The sequence below is a fragment of the Nostoc sp. UCD121 genome (assembly GCF_014222285.1).
In the GTDB taxonomy this organism is placed as follows: domain Bacteria; phylum Cyanobacteriota; class Cyanobacteriia; order Cyanobacteriales; family Nostocaceae; genus Nostoc.
Window position 1 is genome coordinate 20,407 of record NZ_JACKZS010000015.1, and the last position, 18,751, is coordinate 39,157.

Sequence of the window (18,751 nt, forward strand, 5' to 3'; positions counted from 1 at the left end):
ATTATGGCAGTTAAAGAACGAGTTGGCTTGGTAGTGAGCGATAAAATGCAAAAAACTGTGGTAGTTGCCATAGAAAACCGCGCTCCTCACCCCAAGTACGGCAAGATTGTGGTTAACACCCAACGATATAAAGTTCACGACGAAGAAAATAAGTGTAAAGTAGGCGATCGCGTTCGCATTCAGGAAACTAGACCCCTGAGCAAAACTAAGCGCTGGAAAATCACAGAAGTCCTGAACGTCAAGCCTGCTTAAACCTCATCGTTGTTAGTTTCTAACAACATTACAAGGGAGAATAATTGTGATTCAACCCCAGACTTATCTAAATGTTGCAGATAATAGCGGTGCCCGTAAACTAATGTGCATCCGCGTCTTAGGCGGAGGCAACCGTCGTTATGGTTTTATCGGCGATAAAATTATCGCTGTTGTCAAAGATGCTACACCCAACATGGCTGTAAAAAAGTCTGATGTTGTGGAAGCAGTAATTGTCCGTACTCGTAAAGCTGTCTCTCGTGACAGTGGCATGAGTATTCGCTTTGATGATAACGCTGCTGTGATTATCAACAAAGACGGTAATCCTAGAGGCACACGGGTTTTTGGCCCAGTTGCACGGGAACTGCGCGATAAAAACTTTACCAAAATTGTTTCTCTGGCTCCGGAGGTGCTTTAATGGCAACCAAACAAGGTACGCCCAAAGTATTCCACAAAATGCACGTCAAAACTGGCGACACCGTACAAGTGATTGCTGGTAAAGACAAAGGAAAAATTGGTGAAATTGTCCAGGCACTTCCCCAACTGAGTAAAGTTATCGTCAAAGGTGTCAACATCAAGACCAAGCACGTCAAACCCCAGCAAGAAGGGGAATCAGGGCGGATTGTCACCCAAGAATTCCCAATTCATAGCTCTAACGTGATGCTTTATTCAACTAAGCAAAACGTTGCCAGTCGTGTTTGTTATACCTTTACCTCAGAAGGCAAAAAAGTCAGAAAACTTAAAAAAACTGGCGAGATTCTGGATAAATAGTCATTAGTCATTAGTCATTGGTCATTAGTTATAAAGACAAATAACAAAAGACAAAGGACAAATAGCAAAGGACAATAAAAGTTCCCTGACCAAGCCCAGGGATATCAGGACAAAAAACTATGGCAGCAACAAGACTCAAAAGCTTATATCAAGAGACAATCGTCCCCAAACTGATTAATCAGTTTCAATATACCAACGTTCATCAAGTACCGAAGTTGGTAAAAGTTACTATTAACCGAGGTTTGGGTGAAGCAGCTCAAAATGCCAAGTCGCTGGAAGCATCCATCAACGAAATTGCCCTTGTCACTGGTCAAAAACCAGTAGTGACGCGGGCGAAAAAGGCGATCGCTGGCTTTAAGATTCGTCAAGGGATGCCTGTGGGGATCATGGTGACACTCAGAGCCGAACGGATGTATGCCTTTTTCGATCGGCTGGTTAGCCTATCACTGCCCAGAATTCGAGATTTTCGCGGCGTTAGCCCTAAAAGCTTTGACGGACGGGGTAACTATACTCTGGGTGTGAGAGAACAGCTAATTTTTCCAGAAGTCGAATACGACAGCGTTGATCAAGTGCGTGGGATGGATATTTCCATCATCACCACAGCAAAAAACGACGAAGAGGGTCGCGCCTTACTTAAAGAATTAGGAATGCCCTTTCGCGATCAGTAAGTTCATCTATAGAGGGAACGATGGCGGCTAACGACACAATTGCAGATATGCTGACGCGCATCCGCAATGCCAACCTGGCGCGGCATCAAACTACACAAGTGCCAGCTACAAAAATGACCCGCAGCATTGCCAAAGTGCTACGGGAGGAAGGCTTTATTGCTGAAATCGAAGAAGCAGAAGAAGGGGTAAAACACAACCTAGTGATTTCCCTGAAATATAAGGGTAAGAATCGTCAGCCTCTAATCACCGCCTTAAAGCGAGTGAGTAAGCCAGGCTTGCGTGTTTACTCCAATAGAAAAGAATTACCAAGAGTACTAGGCGGCATTGGCATTGCCATTATTTCTACATCCAGTGGAATTATGACTGACCGCGAAGCGCGTCGTCAGAACTTGGGTGGCGAAGTGCTTTGTTACGTTTGGTAGTCATTGGTCATTAGTCATTTGTCATTAGTCATTGGTCATTAGTCATTTGTCATTTGTTTTTAGTGAAAGACAAAGGACAAAAGACAAAGGACAAAGGACAAATAACAAAAGGCAAAGGGCAAATAACAAAGGACAAAAAGTAATGTCTCGTATTGGTAAACGTCCAATTACTATTCCCGCCAAAGTTGAAGTGGCGATCAATGGTACGAATATTGTGGTGAAAGGCCCGAAAGGAGAACTTTCTCGCACTCTCAGAGATAATGTCTCACTCTCTCAAGAGGGAGAAACATTACACGTAAATCGTCGGGATGAAACTCGCACATCGAAGCAACTGCACGGCTTGAGCCGCACTTTAGTTGCCAACATGGTTGAGGGAGTTTCCCAAGGTTTTCAACGCCGTTTGGAAATCCAAGGTGTTGGTTACAGGGCACAACTTCAAGGGCGTAACCTAGTTTTAAACATGGGTTACAGCCATCAGGTGCAAATTGAACCACCAGATGGGATTCAGTTTGCAGTCGAAGGTACCACTAATGTGATTGTCAGCGGCTACGACAAAGAAATCGTAGGCAACACAGCCGCAAAAATTCGCGCCGTTCGTCCACCAGAACCTTACAAAGGTAAAGGCATTCGCTATGCCGGTGAAGTGGTAAGACGTAAGGCTGGTAAGACTGGTAAGGGTGGTAAGAAGTAGAAATGAAGCTTACTCGTAGAGAATCAAAAAACCGTCGTCATCGACGCGTTCGTGGCAAAGTTGTTGGCTCCCCAGAACGTCCGCGTTTAGCGGTATTCCGTTCTAATGAGCATATTTATGCCCAGGTAATTGATGATAGTCAGCATCAAACCATAGTGGCAGCATCGACTTTAGAACCAGAATTGAAATCTAGTTTAGCGTCAGGTGCAAACTGTGACGCATCGGTGCAAGTTGGTAAGTTGATCGCAGTGCGATCGCTAGAAAAAGGCATCACCAAAGTAGTCTTTGATCGCGGTGGTAACTTATATCATGGTCGTGTCAAAGCCCTAGCTGATGCAGCACGCGAAGCTGGTTTAGATTTCTAAAGTCATTGGTCATTAGTCATTAGTCATTGGACAAATGACAAAAGACAAATGACAAATGACAACTGACAAATGACGTTCACCAGAGCATAAATTATGGCAACAGAGCGTAAAAGTAGAACAAAGCGTGCCAAAAAAGAAGAAACTACTTGGCAAGAGCGGGTTATCCAAATCCGCCGCGTGAGCAAGGTCGTCAAAGGCGGTAAAAAACTCAGTTTCCGAGCGATCGTTGTCGTCGGTAACGAACGCGGTCAAGTTGGTGTCGGAGTAGGCAAAGCCTCAGATGTAATCGGCGCAGTCAAAAAAGGCGTAGCCGACGGCAAAAAACATCTCATTGATATCCCAATCACCAAATCTAACTCCATCCCCCATCCCATTGATGGTGTAGGTGGCGGTGCAAAAGTGATTATGCGTCCAGCCGCACCTGGTACTGGAGTAATTGCTGGTGGTGCTGTGCGGACTGTGTTGGAATTGGCAGGAGTTCGTAACGTCTTAGCCAAGCAACTTGGTTCCAACAATCCGCTCAATAATGCTAGAGCAGCAGTCAATGCCTTATCTACATTGCGGACTCTTTCTGAAGTCGCCGAAGATCGCGGTATTCCTATTCAAAATCTCTACATCTAACTAGTCATTTGTCCTTAGTCAGTAGTCCTTTGTTCTGAACAAATGACAACCTAGATAATGGCAAATGACAAATGAGAAACGAAAAATGACAACTTGGTAACTTATGAGACTCCATGATGTTAAGCCGCAAAAAGGCTCAAAGAAACGCAAGAAGCGTGTAGCCAGAGGTATTTCTGCTGGTCAAGGTGCCAGTGCTGGTCTAGGTATGCGGGGTCAAAAATCTCGTTCTGGTAGCGGTACTCGACCCGGTTTTGAAGGTGGTCAACAGCCATTGTACCGCCGCTTACCGAAACTGAAGGGCTTTCCGATTGTTAATCAAAAGATTTACACTACGATTAATGTAGAGAAGCTAGCCTCTCTTCCCGCTAATACGGAAGTCACTTTAGCCTCCTTGAAAGCAGCAGGTATTCTGACTGCTGTCAAAGGGCCATTGAAAATTTTGGGTAACGGCGAATTGGGCACTCCGCTCAAGGTACAAGCGGCAGCTTTCACAGGTACAGCTCGTAGCAAAATTGAGGCAGCTGGTGGGAGTTGTGAAGTCTTATGAGTGAGCCGGAACAGCGCACTTAAATGTAAGCCAACTCGCTGTCAGCGCCTGTTTCACTATAAAGGTAGCACTCTATGATCAGTCGAGATAAAGCCCCAACGGCTCAAGAAACTTTTATGCAGATGGCACAAGCAGCCGGGCTTAGAGGTAGGCTGCTTGTCACTGTCGGTGTTTTAATTCTGGTTCGCCTGGGTATCTTCTTACCCGTACCTGGGATTGACAGACCTAGATTTGCCGAAGCTATATCGGGCAATAATTCCATATTCGGTTTATTGGATATATTCTCCGGGCGAGGACTTTCGACTTTGGGCGTTTTTGCTCTAGGGATTTTACCCTTTATTAATGCGTCCATTATCATCCAATTGCTCACCGCAGCGATTCCATCTTTAGAAAATTTACAGAAAAATGAGGGCGAAGCGGGTCGGCGGAAAATATCACAAATTACCCGCTATGTCACTGTATGTTGGGCAATTCTCCAAAGTACAGCTTTTTCAGCATTCTTTCTCCAGCAATTTGCCTTAAATCCAGGGCCAATATTTGTAGCTGAAACTGCGATCGCTCTGACTGCTGGTTCTATGTTCGTTATGTGGGCATCAGAACTCATTACAGAGCGAGGAATTGGGAATGGAGCATCATTGTTGATTTTTGTCAACATTGTCGCCTCATTACCAAAAGCTTTAGGTGATACTATCGATTTGGTGCAAGTCGGCGGTCGGGAAACAGTGGGTCGCGTCATCGTACTAATCTTAGTTTTCCTAGCAACTATTGTTGGTATCGTGGTTGTCCAAGAAGGAATGCGCCGCATCCCGATTATTTCGGCTCGTCGCCAAGTAGGTCGTAGAGTTTTGGCAGAGCAACGGAGCTTTTTACCCTTGCGGCTAAATCAAGGTGGCGTAATGCCAATTATCTTTGCCGCAGCTATCCTAAGTTTGCCATTGCTAATTGCAAATTTCGCCAAGAATGCTGAGTTGGCAAATATAATTAACACTTATTTGAGTCCAAGCGGTTCTGGCTCTTGGGTCTATGCCTTGGTTTACATGATTTCCATTATTTTCTTCAGCTACTTCTATTCTTCGTTGATTCTCAACCCGGTAGATGTAGCACAGAATTTGAAGAAAATGGGTTCTAGTATTCCTGGCATTCGTCCCGGTAAAGCGACTAGTGAGTATATCGAGCGCGTTTCAAACCGACTCACCTTTTTGGGTGCGATCTTTTTGGGCTTGGTTGCTATTATTCCAACCGGTGTCGAAAGTGCTTTAGGAGTACCCACATTTAAGGGACTAGGTGCTACCTCTCTGTTAATTTTAGTGGGCGTAGCAATTGATACGGCGAGACAAATCCAAACTTATGTAATCTCTCAGCGCTATGAAGGAATGGTGAAACAATAGTGACGCGACTAATCTTCTTGGGACCACCTGGAGCTGGTAAGGGAACACAAGCTCAATTATTGGCGGAACACTTAAATATTCCCCATATTTCTACTGGGGAAATATTAAGACAAGCTATGAAAGAGCAAACTCATTTGGGAATCAAAGCTCAAAACTATGTAAATAGCGGCGAGTTAGTCCCTGACCAGCTAGTGCAGGACTTGGTACAGGAGCGCCTCAACCAACCAGATGCAGAAAATGGTTGGATTCTTGATGGTTTTCCCCGTAAAGTGACGCAAGCAGCTTTTCTAGAAGAATTGCTGGTAACAATACATCAAAGTGGCGAAAGGGTAGTTAATCTAGATGCGCCAGATGATGTTGTGGTAGAACGTTTGCTAGCTAGAGGGCGAAAAGATGATACCGAAGAGGTGATTCGTCGTCGGTTAGAAGTGTACCGCGCTGAAACTGCACCTTTAATTGATTATTATCGCGATCGCCAAAAACTTTTAACAGTCAATGGCAATCAGTCCCAAGAAGAAGTCACTATTGAACTGCAAAAGGTAATCGCTTGAGGATCAGGGAGTAGGGGAGGAGCTACAGTAATTCTTCCCCCAATTCCCAATCTCCCATGCCCTCCCAAGAAACAGATCAATTTTAGCTAAGATATATTAATAAACTGTTGATATATTTCTTGAAATGTGTTCTCTTGCAGATGAAGTGCTGCAACTGAACACGAAATTGTTGAGTTGAGGAAAAAACAAATTGTCTAAGCAAGATTTGATTGAAATGGAAGGCACGGTTACAGAGTCCTTGCCCAATGCGATGTTTCGCGTTGACTTGGACAATGGATTTAACGTGCTAGCTCACATTTCCGGCAAGATTCGCCGCAACTATATCAAGATTTTGCCCGGCGATCGCGTCAAGGTAGAGTTAACTCCTTACGACTTGACCAAAGGCAGAATTACCTATCGCTTGCGTAAGAAGTAACTATATGTAGATGTAGAGAATTTTACCATAAAATCATCCTTTTGACTGTTTGCTAGTCAAATTAGTGGATTGTTTTCCCTAAAAATGCTATAATTTAATATTTGGAGTCAAAAAATAAAAGGCATGAAAGTTAGAGCCTCAGTCAAGAAAATTTGTGAAAAGTGTAGCGTGATCAAGCGTCGTGGTCGCGTCATGGTGATCTGCGTGAACCCCAAGCACAAACAACGTCAAGGATAACGCTCTTACAAACAGAGTGAGTTGTAACACGCATATCATCTATTAACAACGAAAAAACGCGATTCATCACGTTTTTCCAACCAACAGTAATTGCGAAAACAATAGGGAGAGTTCATTGTGGCACGGATTGCCGGAGTAGACCTTCCACGCGATAAGCGCGTTGAAATCGGTCTAACTTATATCTACGGAATTGGTTTATCACGCGCTCAAGAAATTATAGCGGCTACTGGTGTGAATCCAGACACCCGCGTTAAGGACTTAAGTGATGCCGATGTGACAGCCCTGCGAGGCGAAATAGAAAGCAACTATCAAGTTGAAGGCGACTTGCGGCGTTTGGAGTCTTTGAACATCAAGCGCTTAGTTGACATTGGTACTTATAGAGGTCGTCGTCATCGCATGGGCTTACCAGTCAGAGGACAAAGAACTCGCACTAATGCTAGAACCCGTCGAGGCAGAAGGCAGACAGTGGCTGGTAAGAAGAAGGCTCCAGGGAAATAAATTTGCAACGCTTGCTAATCAGAGCAAGTTTTACCTTAAATCAACTAAACAAGTATGGCGAGACAACCAACTAAAAAATCCGGGAGCAAGAAGCAGAAACGGAACGTACCAAGTGGGATGGCCTACATCCAGTCTACTTTCAACAATAGCATTGTCACCATTACCGATCAAAATGGAGATGTCATCTCCTGGGCTAGTGCTGGTTCTAGTGGTTTTAAGGGAGCAAAAAAGGGAACTCCCTTTGCAGCGCAAACTGCTGCTGAAAGTGCAGCCCGTAGAGCTATAGATCAAGGAATGCGCCAGATTGAGGTAATGGTCAGTGGGCCAGGAGCCGGTAGAGAAACCGCTATCCGGGCACTTCAAGGAGCAGGACTGGAAATTACACTCATTCGGGATATTACCCCCATTCCTCACAATGGCTGCCGTCCACCCAAGCGCCGTCGAGTTTAAATACCAAGACTTGGGCATTGAGGACGAGAAGCTACAACCAAAGAAAGTAAAGTTACTTACAATGACCGCTTGGGCGGATAACGTGCAAACTGTCATTCGGTAAAAACTTGGGCGACCAAAAGCGAATCAGATTTTCCTGTAGGGAAAGCTGTTAAACTTCGGGAACCCAAAATATTATTAGCGCCTGAAAGCTCAATAGGAGCGTCAAACTATACCGTAATTTCATACTAGTAGTTTGATAGACCTATAATCTACAGGACATAAATTCAATTCGGGAGGCAATTGATTTGTCTGCTAGCAGCACCTTAGAAAAAGGGAGGCTCATCCGTGGCGCAGTTTCAGATTGAATGTGTAGAGTCGAATACTGAAGAAAGTCGGAACCATTACAGTAAATTTGTTCTGGAACCTCTAGAACGCGGTCAAGGAACAACGGTTGGCAACGCACTGCGGCGGGTTTTACTGTCTAACCTAGAAGGTACAGCAGTTACAGCAGTGCGGATTGCAGGCGTTTCACACGAGTTTGCCACAGTTCCGGGCGTGCGGGAAGATGTGCTGGAAATCCTCATGAGAATGAAGGAAGTTATCCTAAAGAACTATTCTTCGCAGCCCCAGATTGGGAGATTACTTGTTAGTGGCCCAGCAACAATCACTGCGGCACATTTTGATTTGCCCAGTGAAGTAGAAGTCATCGATCAGACTCAGTATGTAGCCACCATCGCTGAAGGTGGAAAGCTGGAAATGGAATTTCGGATCGAGAAAGGCAAAGGCTATCGCACAGTAGAGCGAGGACGTGAGGAAGCCACATCGTTGGATTTTCTTCAAATCGACTCGATATTTATGCCGGTGCGAAAAGTCAACTACAGTGTTGAAGAATCTCGTGGGGAAGGCTTGATTCCAAAAGACCGACTACTGTTGGAAGTTTGGACAAATGGCAGTATTTCCCCTCAAGAAGCGCTATCTTCGGCCGCTGCAATCTTGGTAGATTTATTCAACCCGTTGAAAGACATCTCCCTAGAACCAACAGACACAGGTTCGGATATTCCAGACGATCCAACTGCCCAGATACCCATCGAAGAGTTGCAACTTTCTGTGCGGGCATATAACTGTCTCAAACGGGCACAAGTTAACTCTGTGGCAGATTTGTTGGATTATACCCAAGAAGACCTCTTAGAAATTAAGAACTTTGGGCAGAAGTCAGCAGAAGAAGTCGTGGAAGCTTTGCAGCGACGCTTGGGCATCACCCTGCCAATGGAAAGAGGCTCTAAACACCCTTAATAAAAACCGTTCATAACTCATAGTGCATAATTATGCGTCACCGTTGTCGCGTCAAAAAACTCAGTAAACCAGCCGATCAACGCCGTGCTTTACTGCGATCGCTCGCCACCGAGCTGATCCGTCATGGTAAGATCACCACCACTTTAATTAGAGCGAAAGTTCTAAGAAGTGAAGTGGAAAAAATGATTACCCTAGCCAAAAATGGCTCCTTGTCAGCACGTCGGGAAGCCCTTGGCTATATCTTCGACAAACAACTGGTTCACGCTCTATTTGAGCAAGCTCCAACTCGATATGGCGATCGCCAGGGTGGTTATACCCGCATCCTGCGTACCGTACCGCGTCGGGGCGATAATGCAAAAATGGCAATAATTGAATTGGTTTAAGTCATTTAGTCATTGGTCATTAGTCATTGGTCATTAGTGAATAACAAAGGACAAATGGCAAAAGACAAATGACAAAGGACAAAATCTGTATGTTAGAAAGCCACCAGCCTACACAAACTCATCGAGTAGCCTTGGTAATCCAATACCTGGGCACTCATTTTCATGGCTGGCAAAGGCAAAAACAACAACGGACAGTCCAAGAAGAGATCGAAATTGCGATCGCTACTATTCTTGGGTATCATGTAACACTAAATGGTGCTGGGCGAACCGATTCTGGAGTTCATGCTGCTGCTCAAGTAGCCCATTTTGAAGCTACAGGTTTAATTCCGCCTCACAAGTGGGCAACAATCCTCAACAGCTACCTGCCGCCAGATATATTAATCAGGGCTTCAGCTAGTGTCGATAACCGTTGGCACGCTCGCTTTAGTGCAGCCTATCGACGGTATCGCTACACAATATATACTGAAGATCGGCTTAACTTGTTTGTAAGACCCTTCAGTTGGCATTATTATTATGCACCCCTGGATGAATCTTTAATCCAAGCTGCCTTGAAACCTCTCTTGGGAAAGCATCACTTAGCTGCTTTTCACCGTGCAGGCTCAAAGCGCTCGCATTCCTGGGTAGAGGTGCAAGCAGCAGAGTGTCGTCGCAGTGGGCCATTTATCCATATTGAAATACAGGCAGATGGATTTTTGTATGGCATGGTACGGCTGTTGGTAGGGATGCTGGTAGAAGTAGGTTCTGGACAACGAACACTTTCTAACTTCACCGAACTCTGGAAAGAAGAACGCCGGGAAGAAGTGAAATATGCCGCACCGCCTCAAGGCTTGTGCTTGTTGCGAGTTGGCTATCCCGATTTTCCCTTTCCAAAAGAGATTTGGTACGACACCTTGCCAAAGTTCGTCACTAGTCAAGAGTCATTAGTCATTGGTTCTTAATAACTACGAATGACAAAAGACAAATGACTAATGACAAATTAAAAATGACAAAGGACAAATGACAAATGACAACAGTTAAAACATACCTTCCTTCTCAAGCAACCCTTGAGCGTGAGTGGTACATAGTAGATGCCACCGATAAACGTCTCGGTCGCCTCGCCAGCGAAGTCGCCCAGGTTTTAAGAGGTAAAAAGAAACCCGAATATACACCTCATCTAGATACAGGTGACTTTGTAATCATCATCAATGCCGAAAAAGTAGCAGTCACAGGCAAAAAGCGCACTCAAAAGCTTTACCGTCGCCATTCTGGTCGCCCTGGTGGGATGAAAACAGAAACTTTCGCTAAACTGCAAGACCGCATACCAGAGCGGATTTTAGAACAAGCTGTTAAAGGTATGCTACCTAAAAATAGCCTGGGTAAGCAGTTGTTCACCAAGCTTAAAGTTTACGCTGGGCCTACGCATCCCCATGATGCTCAAAAACCTAAAGAACTAAAAGTTAGTACAATTCCTGGAGAAGAAAATTAATGGTAGTAGCAGATGCTAATAGCGGTCGCGCCGTATACTGGGGTACTGGTCGTCGTAAGAACGCAGTAGCACGGGTACGCTTGGTTCCAGGCACAGGTCAACTGACTGTGAACGGTAAAGATGGAAACTTGTATTTCCAATTTAACCCCAACTATCTGGGAGTCATTAAAGCACCCCTGGAAACTCTGGGATTAGAAAACGAATATGACATTTTGGTAAAAGCAGAAGGCGGCGGCTTGACCGGACAGGCTGATTCTGTTCGTTTGGGAGTTGCTCGTGCTTTATGTCAACTAGACCCAGACAACCGCCCACCTTTGAAAACCGAAGGTTATTTGACTCGCGATCCGAGAGCAAAAGAGCGGAAGAAATATGGTTTACATAAAGCTCGGAAAGCACCTCAGTACTCTAAGCGTTAGGGAATTGGGCATGGGGCACCCCTTCGACTTCTCTGCGAGACGCTACGCGAACGCTCAGGGCAAGTGGGCATGGGGCATCTCCCCAGTCCCTACTCCCTAGCTGCAATTGAACGCTGAAAGTTATAATTTATATAGATTCATCACAAAAAGAACAATGGCTAAAGCTGATATTCACCCCAAGTGGTATCCAGATGCTAAAGTTTACTGCAACGGTCAAGTTGTTATGACCATTGGCTCTACCAAGCCAGAATTGCATGTAGATGTTTGGTCTGGAAATCACCCATTTTACACCGGTACTCAGAAGATTATTGACACTGAGGGTCGAGTAGAGCGCTTCCTCCGCAAGTACGGTATGAGCAGCACTCAAACATCTGACGACGATCAAAACAAAAAGTAGCGAGTTGGCTCTGCTGTTAACGACGGCCCTGCATCAGCTGGGTCGATTTTCATTTATATGCTCGAGCCAATTTGTTATTTTTTTAAGGAGCGATCGCACTCGTCATGGCTGAATCATACTTACTGGACAAACTAAAATCCGTTGAACAAACCTTTAATGAATTAACCCGTCGTCTTGGCGACCCCGATACCGCTAGCAATCCTGATGAGTATCAAGAAATTGCTAAGTCTCGTTCTTCTTTGGAAGAGGTCGTTGATACCTATGAAATTTGGAAAACAGCCCAAGAAGACTTGATCGGAGCGCGTCAGGTTTACAAAGAATCTGCAAGTGACCCAGAGTTGCAAGAAATGGCATCACTGGAAGTAAAAGAACTTGAAGAAAAAATAGAACATTTAGAGTCTCGCTTGAAGGTCTTACTGCTACCACGCGACCCCAATGATGAAAAGAATATCATGTTGGAAATTCGCGCTGGCACAGGTGGCGATGAAGCAAGCATTTGGGCTGGCGATTTGATGCAGATGTACACCCGCTATGCCCAGACTCAAGGTTGGAAAGTTTCTCTAGTGAGCGAATCTCGCGGAGAAATGGGTGGCTGGAAAGAGGTCATTCTCGAAATTAAAGGTAATGATGTTTATAGCCAGCTAAAGTTTGAAGCTGGAGTGCATCGTGTGCAGCGCGTGCCGGCAACCGAATCTGGGGGACGGGTTCATACTTCCACAGCTACCGTGGCGATTATGCCAGAGGTCGATGATGTGGAAATTCACATTGACCCGAAAGATATTGAAATGACCACAGCCCGTTCTGGTGGTGCTGGTGGACAAAACGTCAACAAGGTGGAAACAGCGGTTGACTTGATGCACAAACCAACGGGAATACGCATTTTCTGTACAGAAGAACGCAGCCAGTTGCAAAACAAAGAACGGGCGATGCAAATTCTGCGGGCGAAGTTGTATGACATCAAGTTAGGCGAACAACAAGCAGCTGTAACTTCCATGCGGCGATCGCAAGTTGGTACTGGATCGCGATCGGAAAAAATTCGCACCTATAATTATAAAGATAACCGCGCTACCGATCATCGGTTAGGTCAGAATTATTCCCTTACCCCTGTTTTGGATGGTGATTTAGAGACACTTATCCAATCTTGTATATCTCTAGACCAACAGGAACGGCTGGCGGAGTTAGCGACTTCTGCCGCTAACTAATTTTTGCTGTTAAATATCCTGTAAAACCACTTGTTGTACTGTTGCTTTTAACACAGACAGGTGGTTTTCTAATATCGCGTGGAGTATATCTTCTATTTCACTGGGATAATGATAATAGGCAAATTCGTACTTCATAAGGTAATTTAACTTTGCCCATTCCTTCAGAGTTTCACAGGTATAAATTAGCTTTTCCACTTCTTCTTGCCAACGTGCAAAAATCCGGTAGCTAAAAAAGCTGCTGCATATATTGCCTTTTGCATCCCAGTAGGAAATACACACTTGATGCTTCAGAAGGTGGATTTTTTTGATTTGCTTAACATCGTAGCCTTTAACTTTTAAAGCTTCTTGGGTTTCTGCTTCAGAAATGTTCCACTGTTCTGGTTTAATTTTATTAGTGGCTATAAAGTTTTTACCTTTGCGGCGATATTGGTTAATTTTGCGTGGCTTGCGAAACATGATGCACCTTCGATATTATTTCTTCGCAGCAAAGTCTCGCTACTAGCACAAGCGCCGTAGCAAACTAAGTTTTTTGGGTTGGTTAAAGATAGATGGGTTATTCTACTAGCTTGATGCCTGTAGTTGCCGATTTACAACCAGAGATATAGTGTAGTACTAAAACACAAGGCTGTCAATATAAAAGTAAACTTGTATTATTGAAAGTAAACTTGTAAATACAGTTGGCTAGCTATATAAGCAGTGAAGATCGAAAGCAAACAAAAACTGATTGAAATCATTAAACTAGCTCGCGGTTCAATGAGTCAGCGAGCATTTGGTAAGCTTTTGGGGGTATCTGCTACTGCTGTTCAGATGTGGGAAAAAGGTGTGAAGGTTCCAGATACAGAAAATTTGGCTCGAATCGCATCGAAAGCAGGCTACACAATGGAAGAGTTAATCAGCTGCATAGATGGCAAGCCAATTCCAGAAACTTCAGATTTGAGTCTGATTCTGAGACAAATCCAACACATGCCTTTGGCTCAAGTGGCTCAAATTGTCCAAGCTGCGGCGGATAGATTGGCGGCTGTGGCTGAAGCATCTGGGGATGAAGCGAAGGCAAGTTGAATATTAAAATAATTCGTAATTCGTAATTCGTAATTCGTAATTAAGTTTTTTTAACTAGCTCGTGGTTTCTTGCTGTCAAGATTCAACTCTATGGACAAACCTTTTTTGTATAACCAAGACTTCTATGGCTGGACGCAGCAGTAGGCTAAAGCGTTAGAGCAGAGGCTAGTTATGGAATTAGACTGGCAGCACCTGCAAAAGGAAATTCAAGCTTTGGGGAGACAGGAATATCGGGAACTCGTGAGTCGTCTGAGTGTATTACTTGGTCATTTCTTGAAGTGGGAGTATCAACCCGAACAACGCTCTCATTTTCTGCATTATAAGTTTTTAGTTTAATACAGAATCGACTATTGAGCCTTGTCAGTTCGCCACACATAACCGCTCAAAGCCACTGTTGGAATTAGTTATGCTCAGAAAAATTGATAAGAATATTTGGATCGCCGAGCAACCGTTAAGGTATTTTGGATTGAGTGTCGGTACAAAAATGACGGTAATTCGTTTCAATAATGGTGAATTAGCTGTTATCTCTCCGATCCAAGTTGATGATGAAACTACTGAGCAACTCAATGAGCTTGGAAATGTTAAGTATATTATTGCCCCAAATCTTTTTCACTATCTGTTCTTATCTAACTTTAAGGCTCTCTATCCTCAAGCAAAGGTCTATGCTGTATCGGCATTGAAGGCTAAAAGACCTGAGGTATCTATTGATCAAGCATTAGAGGATAATGGCGAAAATCTTTTAGGCGAACTTGAATGTTTATTATTTGAAGGCTTCAAAACCTTTCTTCCAAGTGGAGCATTACCTTTAAATGAGTACATTTTTTTTCATCCTGAAAGTCAAACTTTAGTTTTGACAGACACAGCTTTTTACTTTGATGAAAGTTTCCCAATGACAACAAAATTAGTATCCAAAATAATGGGAGGGTATAAGAAACTTAGACCATCATTGTTAGAACAGTTGGCTACTCAAGAAAAGCAGAAGGTTAAAAAATCAGTTCAAAAGGTACTGCAATGGGACTTTAGAAGAGTTATTGTGGCTCATGGCAGCATTGTAGAGCATGATGCGAAGAAGCAGTTTAAAGAAGGGTACGAGTGGTTTTTAGGGGAATCTCTTTAAAACCACGCACCACCACAGCTTTGAGGCAGCTTTGAGGGAGATAGCTTGGGAGCATCCCAATTTTGCCAAAAGACATAGGACTGGTGACTGGTACAGAAACTCTCTAGAAACCTCTTTCCTTTGCGTTCTTCTCTGACGAGACGCTGCGCGAATGCGTCCTTTGCGGTTCGTTATTTCATTCTCCGCCTAAGTTCAAATACCCTATAAAGATAAAATTGCATATTTGAGATGCTCGCGATAGTTTCAGCACAAGGTAGCCTCACATAGATTTGGTATTAGACCAAATAGAACTACTGGCAGTTAAGGAATAAATGGTTTTAAAATGGTGCAATCTTAAAATATTTAGGGGTGCAGCTATGTCACTACGTAATGAGCCTTTAGATTGGCAACTTGAAATGAATAATCCTTATATACCAGTTTATCATCAAGGTAATTTGGTGGGATTTTTTAAACCAGAATATGCCAATGAAATTATTAAAACTTTAAATGAAGAAGAAGTTTTAAAGAAAGCACTAAAAATGGCTTGCACTGATTTAATTAAAAAAATAGGCGGCGATACCAGAAAAGTCAATTATTTAATGGAAAAATATATAAAAACTAGTGAGCGTCCCAAGCATGGAACTAGAGCGATCGCAGTTTTACTTCACGATCGGCAAAAAGAGCTTGACTTGAGTAACCAGGAGTTTGCTAAATTCTGCGATACCTTTAAATTATCTCCGACTGAACTGAATAATATTTATGCTGGAGAAGCATTTGATGATAGTTTATTAGCGCCACTTTCACGTATATTAGGGATGGCAAAAGAGCAATTGCTGAAAGTGCGAGATGGTTCTGAAGAAACAAGTAACACATGAACGGCAAATAAAATTTTTCAAATGATATAAAATTGTGAAAACAGACATCATCTTTTATCGGTTGTTTCAAGAATTTCCTGATATCTTTTTTGAACTTCTTGGTAATCCTCCCGAAGAAGCTAGCCTTTATCAATTTTCATCAGTTGAAATCAAACAAACAGCTTTCAGAATAGATGGTGTGTTTCTCCCGACACAAGGAAACGAAAACCCAATTTACTTTGTTGAAGTGCAATTTCAAGCTGATGGGGAAATTTATTCACGGCTAATTGCTGAAATATGTTTATACCTCCGTCAGAATCAACCATCAAATGATTGGGGTGCTGTGGTTTTATACCCAAACAGGAATGTAGATACAGGTAATATCAAACATTACCGTGAGTTTTTCACAAGTGGGCGCGTCAGGCGTATTTATTTAGATGAATTAGGTGAGGCTGCATCGCTTCCAATTGGGATTGCAACTGCTAAATTAGTAATTGCAACCGACGATATGGCAATTGTCCAAGCAAGGGAGTTGATAGACAGAACCAAGTCAGAGATAAGCTCACCACCAAAACAGCAGCAATTATTACAATTTATAGAGACTATCTTGTTTTACAAGTTTCCTGCAATGAGTAGGGAGGAGATGGAGAAAATGTTTAGTTTAAGCGAGTTAAAGCAAACCAGATTTTATCAAGAAGCCTTTCAGGAAGGTGTTGAAGAAGGTAAGGTTCAAGGCGTTGAAGAAGGTAAGGTTCAAGGTAAACTCAAAGCAGTACCAGCAATGTTGGCAGCCGGGTTGACTGTAGAACAAGTAGCAGAGGCGTTAGATTTAAGTGTCGAAGAAGTCAGACAAGTAGCACAAAGTCAGCCTTAAGATAGATGTGGTAAATTTTATCCGTGGCTCAAGCCAAATTTGGTTTGTGGCTTCCAAACTTGATCACGACGATTTTATAGTTAATTTTTGTTAATATTAGAGGCGGTGTTAGTACTTCGTCCTCAACCACCCACTCCCTACCTGAGAGAAACTTAATGCTGCGACTAGAACATATAAGTAAAATTTATCCCACAGGCGAAGTTCTCAAAGATATCAACTGGGAAGTTAAACCAGGCGATCGCATTGGCTTAGTCGGTGTCAATGGTGCTGGAAAATCCACCCAGTTAAAGATCATTTCTGGGGAAATTGAACCCACCGCCGGCGAAATTATCCGTCCCAACAGCCTACATATAGCTTACCTTAATCAAGAGTTTGAAGTAGACCCCACCCGCACCGTTAGAGAAGAATTTTGGACTGTCTTCAAAGAAGCCAACGAAGTCCAGTTATCTCTGGCGCACATACCACAAGAGATGGAAACGGCTAACCCAGAGGAACTGGATCGACTGATTGATAAGTTGGATCGCTTGCAGCGCAAATTTGAAGCCTTGGATGGTTACAACTTAGACGCACGCATCGGAAAAATTTTACCAGAGATGGGGTTTGGGCTAGAAGATGGCGATCGCCTCGTCAGTGCCTTCAGTGGTGGTTGGCAAATGCGGATGAGTTTAGGTAAAATTCTGTTGCAAAAACCCGACTTGTTGCTGCTGGATGAACCAACTAACCACCTAGATTTAGAAACCATTGAGTGGTTGGAAAATTACCTCAGAGGGCTAATTACGCCAATGGTAATAGTCTCCCATGACCGAGAGTTTCTTGACCGCCTCTGCACCCAAATTGTGGAAACTGAACGTGGCGTTTCCAGTACCTACCTTGGTAACTACTCAGCATATTTGGAACAAAAAGCCGAAAGCCAATCAGCACAACTGAGTGCTTACGAACGTCAACAGAAAGAATTAGAGAAACAGCAAACCTTTGTTGATAGATTCCGCGCCAGTGCTACCCGCAGTACCCAGGCAAAAAGCCGGGAAAAGCAACTCGACAAAATCGAGCGCATTGAAGCACCCATTGCTGGGGTAAGAACTCTACATTTCCGTTTTCCGCCTGCACCCCGCAGTGGACGTGAGGTTGTAGACATTAAAGATTTAACTCATCTTTATGGTGATAAAATCTTATTTTTGGCAGCAAATCTCCTAATTGAAAGAGGCGATCGCATTGCTTTTCTTGGCCCCAACGGTGCTGGGAAATCTACTCTTCTGCGTGTAATTATGGGTATGGAACCACCCACTGAAGGTAGCGTTCAATTAGGGGATCACAACGTTATTCCTGGTTACTTTGAGCAAAATCAAGCTGAAGCCTTAGACTTGAAGAAAACTGTCATGGAAACTATCCATGATGAAGTTCCAGACTGGGATAACCAAGAAGTCCGCACGCTTTTGGGACGCTTCTTATTCACTGGTGATACTGTATTTAAGGCAGTTGGGGCATTAAGTGGAGGAGAAAAAGCTCGTTTGGCTTTGGCAAAAATGCTCTTACGTCCCGCGAACTTACTAATTTTAGATGAGCCGACAAACCACCTAGATATTCCAGCTAAGGAAATGCTGGAAGAAGCGCTCAAAAATTATGATGGTACGGCAATTGTAGTTTCCCATGACCGCTACTTTATTTCTCAAGTAGCTAACAAAATCGTCGAAATTCGTGATGGTGAATTCCGGGTTTATTTAGGAGACTATCATTACTATCTCCAGAAAATTGCCGAAGAAAAAGAACAAGCAAAGTTAGCTGCGATCGCTGCTGAAAAAGCTGCTAAAAAAGCTGCAAAAGCTTCTAGTAAAAAGAAATAATAGATCTAGTACAGAC

Annotated in this window: 28 protein-coding genes and 1 pseudogene; 28 read left to right on the forward strand and 1 reads right to left on the reverse strand. The window is 43.5% G+C overall.

The window, feature by feature from the left end:
• The first annotated feature begins 3 nt into the window (after positions 1-3).
• The 22 genes from rpsQ (at position 4) to prfA (ending at position 13,011) form a co-directional block, all read left to right on the forward strand.
• Positions 4-252: a 30S ribosomal protein S17 gene (gene rpsQ / locus GNF10_RS05395; RefSeq protein ID WP_094328457.1), complete on the forward strand. Its 249-nt coding sequence runs from the start codon at positions 4-6 to the stop codon at positions 250-252.
• 46 nt (positions 253-298) lie between these two features.
• Positions 299-667 carry a 50S ribosomal protein L14 gene (rplN, locus tag GNF10_RS05400; RefSeq protein WP_012410715.1) on the forward strand — a complete coding sequence of 123 codons (369 nt, stop codon included), beginning with the start codon at positions 299-301 and terminating at the stop codon, positions 665-667.
• Entirely contained in the window at positions 667-1,020 is a 354-nt protein-coding gene (gene rplX / locus GNF10_RS05405; protein ID WP_012410714.1) for a 50S ribosomal protein L24, read from the forward strand. Before rplN ends, rplX begins: the two co-directional genes overlap by 1 nt.
• Positions 1,021-1,139: 119 nt before the next feature.
• Positions 1,140-1,688 (forward strand): 50S ribosomal protein L5, encoded by a 549-nt coding sequence (rplE, locus tag GNF10_RS05410; RefSeq protein ID WP_094328456.1) that lies wholly within the window; start codon positions 1,140-1,142, stop codon positions 1,686-1,688.
• Positions 1,689-1,708: 20 nt separating this feature from the next.
• Positions 1,709-2,110, forward strand: a complete 402-nt coding sequence (rpsH, locus tag GNF10_RS05415) for a 30S ribosomal protein S8 (protein ID WP_012410712.1) — start codon at positions 1,709-1,711, stop codon at positions 2,108-2,110.
• Positions 2,111-2,252: 142 nt separating this feature from the next.
• Entirely contained in the window at positions 2,253-2,801 is a 549-nt protein-coding gene (gene rplF, locus GNF10_RS05420; RefSeq protein ID WP_185583530.1) for a 50S ribosomal protein L6, read from the forward strand.
• Between the two features lie 2 nt (positions 2,802-2,803).
• Positions 2,804-3,166 carry a 50S ribosomal protein L18 gene (gene rplR, locus GNF10_RS05425; protein WP_185583532.1) on the forward strand — a complete coding sequence of 121 codons (363 nt, stop codon included), beginning with the start codon at positions 2,804-2,806 and terminating at the stop codon, positions 3,164-3,166.
• A gap of 93 nt (positions 3,167-3,259) precedes the next feature.
• The gene (gene rpsE / locus GNF10_RS05430; protein ID WP_012410709.1) at positions 3,260-3,787 is read left to right on the forward strand and encodes a 30S ribosomal protein S5; all 528 of its coding nucleotides are present in this window, start codon (positions 3,260-3,262) and stop codon (positions 3,785-3,787) included.
• 103 nt (positions 3,788-3,890) lie between these two features.
• The gene (rplO, locus tag GNF10_RS05435; RefSeq protein ID WP_185583534.1) at positions 3,891-4,334 is read left to right on the forward strand and encodes a 50S ribosomal protein L15; all 444 of its coding nucleotides are present in this window, start codon (positions 3,891-3,893) and stop codon (positions 4,332-4,334) included.
• 74 nt (positions 4,335-4,408) lie between these two features.
• The gene (gene secY / locus GNF10_RS05440; protein ID WP_185583535.1) at positions 4,409-5,722 is read left to right on the forward strand and encodes a preprotein translocase subunit SecY; all 1,314 of its coding nucleotides are present in this window, start codon (positions 4,409-4,411) and stop codon (positions 5,720-5,722) included.
• A complete protein-coding gene (locus tag GNF10_RS05445) occupies positions 5,722-6,273 on the forward strand; it encodes an adenylate kinase (RefSeq protein WP_185583537.1) in 552 nt (183 codons plus the stop codon). The genes secY and GNF10_RS05445 overlap by 1 nt, the downstream gene beginning before the upstream one ends.
• Positions 6,274-6,463: 190 nt before the next feature.
• The gene (gene infA / locus GNF10_RS05450; protein ID WP_006276978.1) at positions 6,464-6,688 is read left to right on the forward strand and encodes a translation initiation factor IF-1; all 225 of its coding nucleotides are present in this window, start codon (positions 6,464-6,466) and stop codon (positions 6,686-6,688) included.
• 123 nt (positions 6,689-6,811) lie between these two features.
• Positions 6,812-6,925 (forward strand): 50S ribosomal protein L36, encoded by a 114-nt coding sequence (rpmJ, locus tag GNF10_RS05455; protein ID WP_012410705.1) that lies wholly within the window; start codon positions 6,812-6,814, stop codon positions 6,923-6,925.
• 117 nt (positions 6,926-7,042) lie between these two features.
• A complete protein-coding gene (gene rpsM, locus GNF10_RS05460; protein WP_012410704.1) occupies positions 7,043-7,423 on the forward strand; it encodes a 30S ribosomal protein S13 in 381 nt (126 codons plus the stop codon).
• A 54-nt stretch (positions 7,424-7,477) separates the two neighbouring features.
• Complete coding sequence (gene rpsK, locus GNF10_RS05465) at positions 7,478-7,873, forward strand: 30S ribosomal protein S11 (protein WP_012410703.1); 396 nt, start codon at positions 7,478-7,480, stop codon at positions 7,871-7,873.
• A gap of 327 nt (positions 7,874-8,200) precedes the next feature.
• Positions 8,201-9,148: a DNA-directed RNA polymerase subunit alpha gene (locus tag GNF10_RS05470; RefSeq protein ID WP_094349104.1), complete on the forward strand. Its 948-nt coding sequence runs from the start codon at positions 8,201-8,203 to the stop codon at positions 9,146-9,148.
• A 32-nt stretch (positions 9,149-9,180) separates the two neighbouring features.
• Positions 9,181-9,531, forward strand: a complete 351-nt coding sequence (rplQ, locus tag GNF10_RS05475; protein ID WP_094349105.1) for a 50S ribosomal protein L17 — start codon at positions 9,181-9,183, stop codon at positions 9,529-9,531.
• 89 nt (positions 9,532-9,620) lie between these two features.
• Positions 9,621-10,469 carry a tRNA pseudouridine(38-40) synthase TruA gene (gene truA, locus GNF10_RS05480; protein ID WP_185583554.1) on the forward strand — a complete coding sequence of 283 codons (849 nt, stop codon included), beginning with the start codon at positions 9,621-9,623 and terminating at the stop codon, positions 10,467-10,469.
• A gap of 65 nt (positions 10,470-10,534) precedes the next feature.
• On the forward strand, positions 10,535-10,996 hold the full coding sequence (gene rplM, locus GNF10_RS05485; RefSeq protein WP_185583539.1) for a 50S ribosomal protein L13: 462 nt from the start codon (positions 10,535-10,537) through the stop codon (positions 10,994-10,996).
• Positions 10,996-11,412 (forward strand): 30S ribosomal protein S9, encoded by a 417-nt coding sequence (gene rpsI / locus GNF10_RS05490; RefSeq protein ID WP_012410698.1) that lies wholly within the window; start codon positions 10,996-10,998, stop codon positions 11,410-11,412. The genes rplM and rpsI overlap by 1 nt, the downstream gene beginning before the upstream one ends.
• Before the next feature lie 154 nt (positions 11,413-11,566).
• Positions 11,567-11,809: a 50S ribosomal protein L31 gene (gene rpmE, locus GNF10_RS05495; RefSeq protein WP_094349107.1), complete on the forward strand. Its 243-nt coding sequence runs from the start codon at positions 11,567-11,569 to the stop codon at positions 11,807-11,809.
• A gap of 104 nt (positions 11,810-11,913) precedes the next feature.
• Positions 11,914-13,011 carry a peptide chain release factor 1 gene (gene prfA, locus GNF10_RS05500; RefSeq protein WP_185583541.1) on the forward strand — a complete coding sequence of 366 codons (1,098 nt, stop codon included), beginning with the start codon at positions 11,914-11,916 and terminating at the stop codon, positions 13,009-13,011.
• 9 nt (positions 13,012-13,020) lie between these two features.
• On the opposite strand, the gene GNF10_RS05505 is transcribed toward prfA, so the two are convergent.
• Positions 13,021-13,467 (reverse strand): hypothetical protein, encoded by a 447-nt coding sequence (locus tag GNF10_RS05505; RefSeq protein ID WP_185583543.1) that lies wholly within the window; start codon positions 13,465-13,467, stop codon positions 13,021-13,023.
• Positions 13,468-13,707: 240 nt separating this feature from the next.
• On the opposite strand from GNF10_RS05505, the gene GNF10_RS05510 reads away from it, so the two are divergent.
• From GNF10_RS05510 to GNF10_RS05535, 6 genes and pseudogenes are all read left to right on the forward strand, one after another.
• Positions 13,708-14,070: a helix-turn-helix domain-containing protein gene (locus GNF10_RS05510; RefSeq protein WP_012410694.1), complete on the forward strand. Its 363-nt coding sequence runs from the start codon at positions 13,708-13,710 to the stop codon at positions 14,068-14,070.
• A gap of 156 nt (positions 14,071-14,226) precedes the next feature.
• Positions 14,227-14,406 (forward strand): annotated as a pseudogene (locus tag GNF10_RS05515) (DUF29 family protein); the annotation flags it as partial.
• A gap of 70 nt (positions 14,407-14,476) precedes the next feature.
• Positions 14,477-15,187, forward strand: a complete 711-nt coding sequence (locus GNF10_RS05520) for a DUF4336 domain-containing protein (RefSeq protein WP_185583545.1) — start codon at positions 14,477-14,479, stop codon at positions 15,185-15,187.
• Positions 15,188-15,543: 356 nt separating this feature from the next.
• Positions 15,544-16,041 (forward strand): hypothetical protein, encoded by a 498-nt coding sequence (locus GNF10_RS05525; protein WP_185583547.1) that lies wholly within the window; start codon positions 15,544-15,546, stop codon positions 16,039-16,041.
• 34 nt (positions 16,042-16,075) lie between these two features.
• Positions 16,076-16,894 carry an Rpn family recombination-promoting nuclease/putative transposase gene (locus tag GNF10_RS05530; protein WP_185583549.1) on the forward strand — a complete coding sequence of 273 codons (819 nt, stop codon included), beginning with the start codon at positions 16,076-16,078 and terminating at the stop codon, positions 16,892-16,894.
• Between the two features lie 155 nt (positions 16,895-17,049).
• A complete protein-coding gene (locus tag GNF10_RS05535) occupies positions 17,050-18,735 on the forward strand; it encodes an ABC-F family ATP-binding cassette domain-containing protein (protein WP_185583552.1) in 1,686 nt (561 codons plus the stop codon).
• Positions 18,736-18,751: the final 16 nt, after the last annotated feature.

Coding starts and splice junctions, on each gene's coding strand:
- rpsQ (WP_094328457.1), top strand. CDS start 4: ATGGCAGTTAAAGAACGAGTTGGCTTGGTAGTGAGCGATAAAATGCAA.
- rpsK (WP_012410703.1), top strand. CDS start 7,478: ATGGCGAGACAACCAACTAAAAAATCCGGGAGCAAGAAGCAGAAACGG.
- rplF (WP_185583530.1), top strand. CDS start 2,253: ATGTCTCGTATTGGTAAACGTCCAATTACTATTCCCGCCAAAGTTGAA.
- rplM (WP_185583539.1), top strand. CDS start 10,535: ATGACAACAGTTAAAACATACCTTCCTTCTCAAGCAACCCTTGAGCGT.
- rpsE (WP_012410709.1), top strand. CDS start 3,260: ATGGCAACAGAGCGTAAAAGTAGAACAAAGCGTGCCAAAAAAGAAGAA.
- rpmE (WP_094349107.1), top strand. CDS start 11,567: ATGGCTAAAGCTGATATTCACCCCAAGTGGTATCCAGATGCTAAAGTT.
- prfA (WP_185583541.1), top strand. CDS start 11,914: ATGGCTGAATCATACTTACTGGACAAACTAAAATCCGTTGAACAAACC.
- rplR (WP_185583532.1), top strand. CDS start 2,804: ATGAAGCTTACTCGTAGAGAATCAAAAAACCGTCGTCATCGACGCGTT.
- GNF10_RS05535 (WP_185583552.1), top strand. CDS start 17,050: ATGCTGCGACTAGAACATATAAGTAAAATTTATCCCACAGGCGAAGTT.
- rpmJ (WP_012410705.1), top strand. CDS start 6,812: ATGAAAGTTAGAGCCTCAGTCAAGAAAATTTGTGAAAAGTGTAGCGTG.
- rplO (WP_185583534.1), top strand. CDS start 3,891: ATGAGACTCCATGATGTTAAGCCGCAAAAAGGCTCAAAGAAACGCAAG.
- GNF10_RS05525 (WP_185583547.1), top strand. CDS start 15,544: ATGTCACTACGTAATGAGCCTTTAGATTGGCAACTTGAAATGAATAAT.
- rpsH (WP_012410712.1), top strand. CDS start 1,709: ATGGCGGCTAACGACACAATTGCAGATATGCTGACGCGCATCCGCAAT.
- truA (WP_185583554.1), top strand. CDS start 9,621: ATGTTAGAAAGCCACCAGCCTACACAAACTCATCGAGTAGCCTTGGTA.
- GNF10_RS05520 (WP_185583545.1), top strand. CDS start 14,477: ATGCTCAGAAAAATTGATAAGAATATTTGGATCGCCGAGCAACCGTTA.
- rpsI (WP_012410698.1), top strand. CDS start 10,996: ATGGTAGTAGCAGATGCTAATAGCGGTCGCGCCGTATACTGGGGTACT.
- rplX (WP_012410714.1), top strand. CDS start 667: ATGGCAACCAAACAAGGTACGCCCAAAGTATTCCACAAAATGCACGTC.
- rplE (WP_094328456.1), top strand. CDS start 1,140: ATGGCAGCAACAAGACTCAAAAGCTTATATCAAGAGACAATCGTCCCC.
- rplQ (WP_094349105.1), top strand. CDS start 9,181: ATGCGTCACCGTTGTCGCGTCAAAAAACTCAGTAAACCAGCCGATCAA.
- GNF10_RS05505 (WP_185583543.1), bottom strand. CDS start 13,467: ATGTTTCGCAAGCCACGCAAAATTAACCAATATCGCCGCAAAGGTAAA.
- secY (WP_185583535.1), top strand. CDS start 4,409: ATGATCAGTCGAGATAAAGCCCCAACGGCTCAAGAAACTTTTATGCAG.